We start from the raw sequence: 6,277 nt of genomic DNA on the forward strand, positions 1-6,277 counted from the left end.
TGCGGCTGGTCAGCAATGCCGTCGTCGCCGGGCTGTGCAGAGCTCTGGGACGTCATGACGCCCGGCGGCAGAGGCGGCTTCTTCTTCACAAACCGCGCCGATGGGGCCAGGAGCGGTACGGGCAGAAGCGGTTGCGCGGGACTATGTAGGCGGGACCGGACCCCGGGTGGCAGCGGGCGATGACGGCGCCCTACGTGGGGCGAACGGTCGTCGCGGCTGCCCCGCCTCGGGCGGGGATGGCCAGGGTTGCTCAGGCGGGCCTGGTGTCCGGTTGACCGCAGCGGCCCGCGAGCTTCTCGCATCCCATGACGTAACCGTCGCAAGGCTGCAGGGTCGGGGCCCAGGAGCGCGGCGAAGTCTCAGCCGGGGTTCCTGTCCCGCCGGCAGCGGAGCCGTGGCCGGCGGCGTTGGCGGGAGCGCCGGGAGTCAAACCGAGGGCGTGGGCCAGGTCGCCTGCCCACGGAACCTGCCTCGTCCCGACCGCCTTCGGCGACGGGGCGAGGCCTGCTGTCACGGACGTCCGCGCCGCCCCCGGCGCTGTCCCTTGGACCGCGGTCATCGGTGCTGCGGGCCGGACGATCGTGGTCGGCGTCGCCGTCGGGGGCACCTCATCCGTCAACGCCGGCGCGTCAACGGCGGGGCCGGCGGGAGGCATCGCAGGCGCCGCAGGTGAGCCGATGATCGGCTGAGTCAGGCCGAGCACCGGCGCCAAAGCGGGCGGTAGAACGTCAACGATCGGCTCGGTCACTGGCCGGACGACGGTGCCGACCGGTTCCAGCAGGCCTGTCCGGTCGATCTCCTCCACAACGAGCGACGTCAGGTCCACGACTGGACGCGTCGCCGAGGCGACTGCCTCGACGACCGTGTCAACGTCGCCGGCGGCCGTCGGGTCGACCACCTGGCCTACAGCAAGCTGCACACCCGCCGGCCGCTTACCCGCCGGCATTCGCACCGGCACGTCCAGGCCCGCCAGCTGGCCCCCGCTTGCGACCGTTACCTCACCACCGACACGGCCTGACGCGCTCTCCATCGCGGGGCCGGTGAGCGAGAAGGGCTCACACCCCAGGGAGCTGCCAAAAACGGTTCCGCCAGCGCCGAGCCGGTCGGCGAGGGTGCAAGAGGCAGCAGCGGATCCGGCCGCCAGAGCAGCGTCCTCCGCGACCGCCTCGTGAAAGCCCCAAAGACCGACCACACCACCGATCAGGAGAGCGCCACGCAGCGTCCACCGAGCCAGCCGGCCTGGACACCGCAACAACAGGCACCTCCGACGGGAACGCCTTCGTACACCCCAACGCCTGCGATTGTGCCCGCAGTGACCGTCAAGACGCCCTCCGACACACCGCGCGGTGTCGACGTCACCGGCCCGACCAGACCTACGCCGCGCCGAGGCGGCGATCAGTCGCGCTGCAGCGCCGACAGTGCTTGTCGGCAGGGGCCCTGCTTGCCTCCACCGGTGGGGCCGTGATCACATCGACACTGTCCATGTCGGTTCCAGGTCAACCAGGTCGCCGGTGATTGCGTCGAGATCTTCTGCTGCGTTCGCTAACCGGCGCAGCTCCATAAAGCGTCCGTCGAGATAGCCCTCGTGGTCAGCCGTGGACCGCCACAAGGACACCACCAGGAATTCCGCCTCAGCGCGCTGGGCGAACATTCCTCCGCGCATCCCGGGCGCCGCCGCCATGCCCGGGTTCCACACCTCGGTCTGTGCCTGGATGAAGTGCGCCTGCCTGTGCGTACGGACGTGGCAGTAGGCGAGCCGAAGCAGCGCGTCGCGGCCGTTTTTGGTGAGGAAGCCCTCGCCGATGTCCGAGCGGTGATCGAAGAGACGCACTTCGAGCGCACCGTAGGTGCCGATTTGAGCGGCGGCGATCTCGTCGTGTGACCCTGTCATGAACGCTTGATAACTGGGTTCATCGGCCCAGCAGGCGATGATGTGCGCCAGCCCGTCTTCGCGGCGACTCCAGCCACCGCATTGACCGAGAAATCCTGGACGTCCGTGGAGTTCGGCCCAAGCCCGCTGCCCGCGGTGGAACGCTTCACGGTCAACGACACGACATGCCACCCACTTGATCAGCACACCGCGACTGTAGTCCTCACGGATGCACACACATGCCGCAAGGAGCGCGGTGGCCGCGATCATGTGGAGCACCATCCGAGGTCGCGGTGTCAACCATGAACCACCCCGGTTCTTGTAGGGACTTTGATGGAGTCGGGTTGGTTGACTCGTCAGGCTCGTCGCTCGTTGAGGAGCGACGTGCCGAGGAGATATCCGCCTGAGTTTCGTCGTAAAGTTCCTCGATCTACTCAAGGCTGGCCGGTCAGTCGCAGAGCTGGTCCGGGACTTGGAGATCAGTGATCAGACGATCTACAACTGGCGCCGTCAGGAGTTGATCGACACGGGGCAACCGCCGTGTGTCACCTCCGCCGATCAGGCGAACCTGGTCGCGGCTCGGCGGCGTATCGCCGAGTTGGAGACCGAGTTGGCTGTGCATCGCCGCGCGGCTGAGTTTCTCAAGGAGGTGGTGCCCAAAAGACCGGTACGCGGTCATCCAACGGATGGCCGCTGAGGGATTGCCGGTCGAGGTCTGCTGCCGTTGCTCGACGTCTCTGCGTCCGGTACTACGCCTGGCGCAACGCAACCGATCGCCCTCAAAGCGGGCGCTGCGTCACGCATGGCTGACCGAACAGATCCGTGCGGTGCATCTGGCATTCCGAGGCAGGTACGGTTCTCGCCGGGTGCACGCCGAGCTGCGGCTGGGCCGCGGACTGGTCGTGGGCTATCACGCGGTGGAGATGCTGATGCGCCGTGCCGGCGTCCGGGGGCTGCCAGGCAGTCGCCGGCCCCGGCCGAAGCACCAGACCCCTACCGCGGCGGACTTGGTCAACCGCGACTTCGCCCGTCGTCGCCGAACCAGTTGCGGGTCACCGACATCACGGAGCACCCGACCCGGGAGGGCAAGGTGTACTGCGCGGTCGTGCTGGCCACCTTCTCCCGCAGAGTTGTCGGCTGGTCCATCGAAGCCACTCAGACGGCCACGCTGGGGTCCAACGCGTTGGGTATGGCCATCAGCAACCGCCAACCGGCCGGCACCTTGATCCACGCGATCACGCCGTGCAGTTCACCTCATGGGCCTTCACCCGCCGGGTCCAGGAAGCCCGGCTTGGCGCCGTCAATAAGATCGATCGGCGACTGCTACGACAACGACAACGACATGATCGAGTCATTCTGGGCCCGGATGCAGACCGAACTGCTCAACCGCCGCCGCTGGCGCACCCGCATCGAACTGGCCAACGCGATCTTCGAGTACCTGGAGATCTTCCACAACCGGCAACGCCGCCGCAGCTTACTGGGCGTGCTCACCCCGATCGAGTATGAAAGCCTCCACCCGATCGCCCTATCGGCGACCGCCCGCGTGATCTCGCCCCCGCGGCGGTCGGTGAGGTCGGGCTCGTGCTCACCTCACCACCGTACGGGCGGCTCACCCACGGACTGGTCCGGGTGACCGGTACCGAGGTCAGGAAGCGGGCCTATCGCTATGGCGACGGCGAGCGCGGCAACCTCGCCTACGCCGGCTGGTCCGGTCTGCTCGGCGGGTTCGCCGCGATCCTGTCCGCCAGCTACCAGCTGCTGCGCCCCGGCAACACAGTAGTCATTGCCTGCTGCGCCGCGGAATCCGGCGGCGAGGGATCCAGATACGCATCGCCCGCAAGGACATCGAGTCCTCGCAACGCCTGGACCGCCACAACTGGATCGTCGAAGCCTGCATGTCCTAACTCATGCTCCACCGGCGCCTCATCCGGCGGCACGACCGCAAGGGCGAGCACTTCGAAGCCATCGCCACCACCGCAAACACCCTGATCTGCTACCACCGCCTCACTAAAAGAGACGCACCCTTAGGCCGCTGCCGGGTCCGAGGCTGGCTGCGGCGCCTTTTCCCTCGCGGCCAAGGACGTACGCAATCTCCACATGACCGCCGTCGCCACCGCCGTGACCGTCGCGAGGGTCAACCATGGCACCGCTGCCCCGCGGGCATAGAGGGCAGTGAAGAACGTCGGCGCCAAGATATTCGCGAAAGCGAATGTGTACTGGTAGACCGCGAGATACCGTCCCCGCTGGGCGGCCGGTGCCGCGGCGGCCGACAGCGAGTTCGATATCGGCGCGTGGACGACATCGGCTGCAGCGTATAGGAGCATCCCGGCCAGCAGGTAGGGCACCAGCGCCCACGCTGGCACGTGCACCGCCGCCGCGTAGACGATTGCCCACGCCACCCAGAACGCGCCTGCGAGGGCGAGGCTCTGCGCGCGAGAGAGCCGCCGCAGCAGCCGCACGGCCAGCTGCTGGCCCGATGCGAGCAGCACCGTGTTGGCGGCGAGCAGCGGGCCAACCAGCCAGTGCGGCGCGGGCAGTCCGTCCACTAGGTAGACCGGGACGGCGACGCCGACGAAGATGCTGCAGAGCGCGAAGATCGTGTTGACCGCGATAAGCAGCAGGTAGGGTCGGTCACGTAGGAGTGCGTCGTAGCCGCCCCGCACGTGCTCGCGTGCCGTCGGTCGGGCGTCGCGCGGGACGAACAGCAGCAATATCGCCGAGATTAGGAAGCTCGCTGCGTTGAAGTAGACGACCGGCTGGTACCAGGAGTACGCCACGGCGAGGCCGCCGAGCAGCGCGCCCACCCCGGTCGCCCCCATCTGGATCATGCCGGCCACGGCGAAGCGGCGGTCGGCATGGTGGCCGTCCTCGCCGGGTTCGGCCAGGCCGGCCACGACCGAGAAGAACGAGGACCAGAACAGTCGCTGCCCTAGCGCGGCGACGATCGCCACGATTAAGAGGGTGACCGGTCCGCGCACCAGACCGAACGCCGCGTAGGCGGCACCCTGCAGCACCTGCGCGGCGAGCACTCGGTCGAGTGGGCGAGTGCGGTCGGCGAAATGGCCGACGATCAGCGGCACCGGCAGGGAGGCCAGGGCCGCGATGCTCAGCACCGGTCCTACGGTGCTAAGCCGCATACCGGTGACGTTCGTGAAGTACAGCAGGGAGACCGGCAACAGAACGCCGCTGCCGAGCATATCGACGGCGAGCGCCAGGGCGAGGGGGATCAGCTTGCGTCGGAGGGCCACGTGCGCTGTCTAGCAATCCGACCGGGCCGCCGCGAAACAGCGGCGTTCGACGTCCGAGTTTCCCACGGGCCGGCGGCGGGCGACTCGGGCTGTTTTCGCGCGTGGACCCTCGCCAGCTGGAGCCTCCACCCCGCCCATGACAGTCTGCGTCTGTTCGGTTTGGCCGGCGATCTCACGGACGGTCAGGCCGCAGCGCCGGAGTCCCTGGCTGCCGGGAAAGAGGAAAGCGACGGGGGTATCGAGATTGCGTTCGGAAACCCATACATTCGCGTCGTTGAGCACCTGGCTGACCATGGTCCCGACGCCGCAGGCGCGGACACCGTCCTCCACCGTTTCGACCAGGCGATGGCGTGGGGCCAGCTCCGGCAGCGCCGAGTCGAGAGGCTTGCGAACGTATGTCTGGTGACCGACTTCGAGCGGGACCTTGGCGCAAGAGGAGCCGAAAACGCCATGTAGGGCGATGGTCAGTCCTACGACACCCGAATCTGGCCTGAGATGTCCGCCTGTGCAGGCTACTAATGCGATCAGATACTTCCCAATCTCCTCGGCCAAGGTTGCCAGTCGCGTCGGGCCGAGCCTATCCAGGTCTTGCGGTCCGCGAATCGGTGACAGCACGGTGGTCAACACGCCCTATCTAGCGCAGCGCGTTAGGCGTATTGCTGACGATGGTCCGCCGACGAGGTCTGGCTGGTGCCAGCATCAGCCCGCCCCGACCTCGGCTGATCGCGGTCATGAGTGGCGGCCGTCCAGGTCTACTCAATGTCGCTGCTGCGGCTCGGAGTCGCCGACCGGCCGGTTGGCCTGCCAAGATTTGCATCTAGCCCAACTCCAAGGTGTCGGCGGGTTATGGCGGGCAAGCTCGAGTCATTGGTGGAACCTGCTCCCATCCCCCGGGCGCATCAGCGTGCCGACCGACCGGTCGGCCGATGGACCATAGCATCCAGCTGCCACGTGAACAAGGAGCACTCGGCTGCATGGCCCGACCGGGGTTGTGCGCCCACCGTCTCGGACGCCTCCCGCGTCGGCCATGCTCGCCGGTGTGGGTGTTAGAGACTGAACCACCAGAGGCATTTTCATCGTGGTGGCGCTGGTCACGGCAGGTGCAAGGAAGGCCGTGTCGACAGGACGAGGCTCCCGGTAAGACAGCGGTCGACCAAGA

General features: G+C 67.5%; 4 protein-coding genes and 1 pseudogene. 1 reads left to right on the forward strand and 4 read right to left on the reverse strand.

Going from position 1 to position 6,277, the window contains the following annotated elements:
- Positions 1 to 1,465 precede the first annotated feature (1,465 nt).
- A complete protein-coding gene (locus ACIP9D_RS25405; protein ID WP_350873369.1) occupies positions 1,466 to 2,140 on the reverse strand; it encodes a YdbC family protein in 675 nt (224 codons plus the stop codon).
- 114 nt (positions 2,141 to 2,254) lie between these two features.
- Between ACIP9D_RS25405 and ACIP9D_RS25410 the strand changes: the two are divergent.
- Positions 2,255 to 3,377: pseudogene (locus tag ACIP9D_RS25410) on the forward strand (IS3 family transposase); the annotation flags it as partial.
- A gap of 241 nt (positions 3,378 to 3,618) precedes the next feature.
- Here the strand turns inward: ACIP9D_RS25410 and ACIP9D_RS25415 are convergent.
- From ACIP9D_RS25415 to ACIP9D_RS25425, 3 genes are read right to left on the reverse strand one after another with little or no spacing between them, the layout of a single operon-like run.
- Positions 3,619 to 3,870, reverse strand: coding sequence for a hypothetical protein (locus tag ACIP9D_RS25415; RefSeq protein WP_350873370.1), 252 nt, complete (start codon positions 3,868 to 3,870; stop codon positions 3,619 to 3,621).
- Positions 3,871 to 3,894: 24 nt separating this feature from the next.
- Positions 3,895 to 5,118: an MFS transporter gene (locus ACIP9D_RS25420; protein WP_350873371.1), complete on the reverse strand. Its 1,224-nt coding sequence runs from the start codon at positions 5,116 to 5,118 to the stop codon at positions 3,895 to 3,897.
- A gap of 9 nt (positions 5,119 to 5,127) precedes the next feature.
- A complete protein-coding gene (locus ACIP9D_RS25425; RefSeq protein WP_350873391.1) occupies positions 5,128 to 5,733 on the reverse strand; it encodes a 1-deoxy-D-xylulose-5-phosphate synthase N-terminal domain-containing protein in 606 nt (201 codons plus the stop codon).
- Between the last annotated feature and the right edge of the window lie 544 nt (positions 5,734 to 6,277).

The organism is Micromonospora sp. NPDC093243, assembly GCF_044753725.1.
GTDB lineage: Bacteria > Actinomycetota > Actinomycetes > Mycobacteriales > Micromonosporaceae > Micromonospora.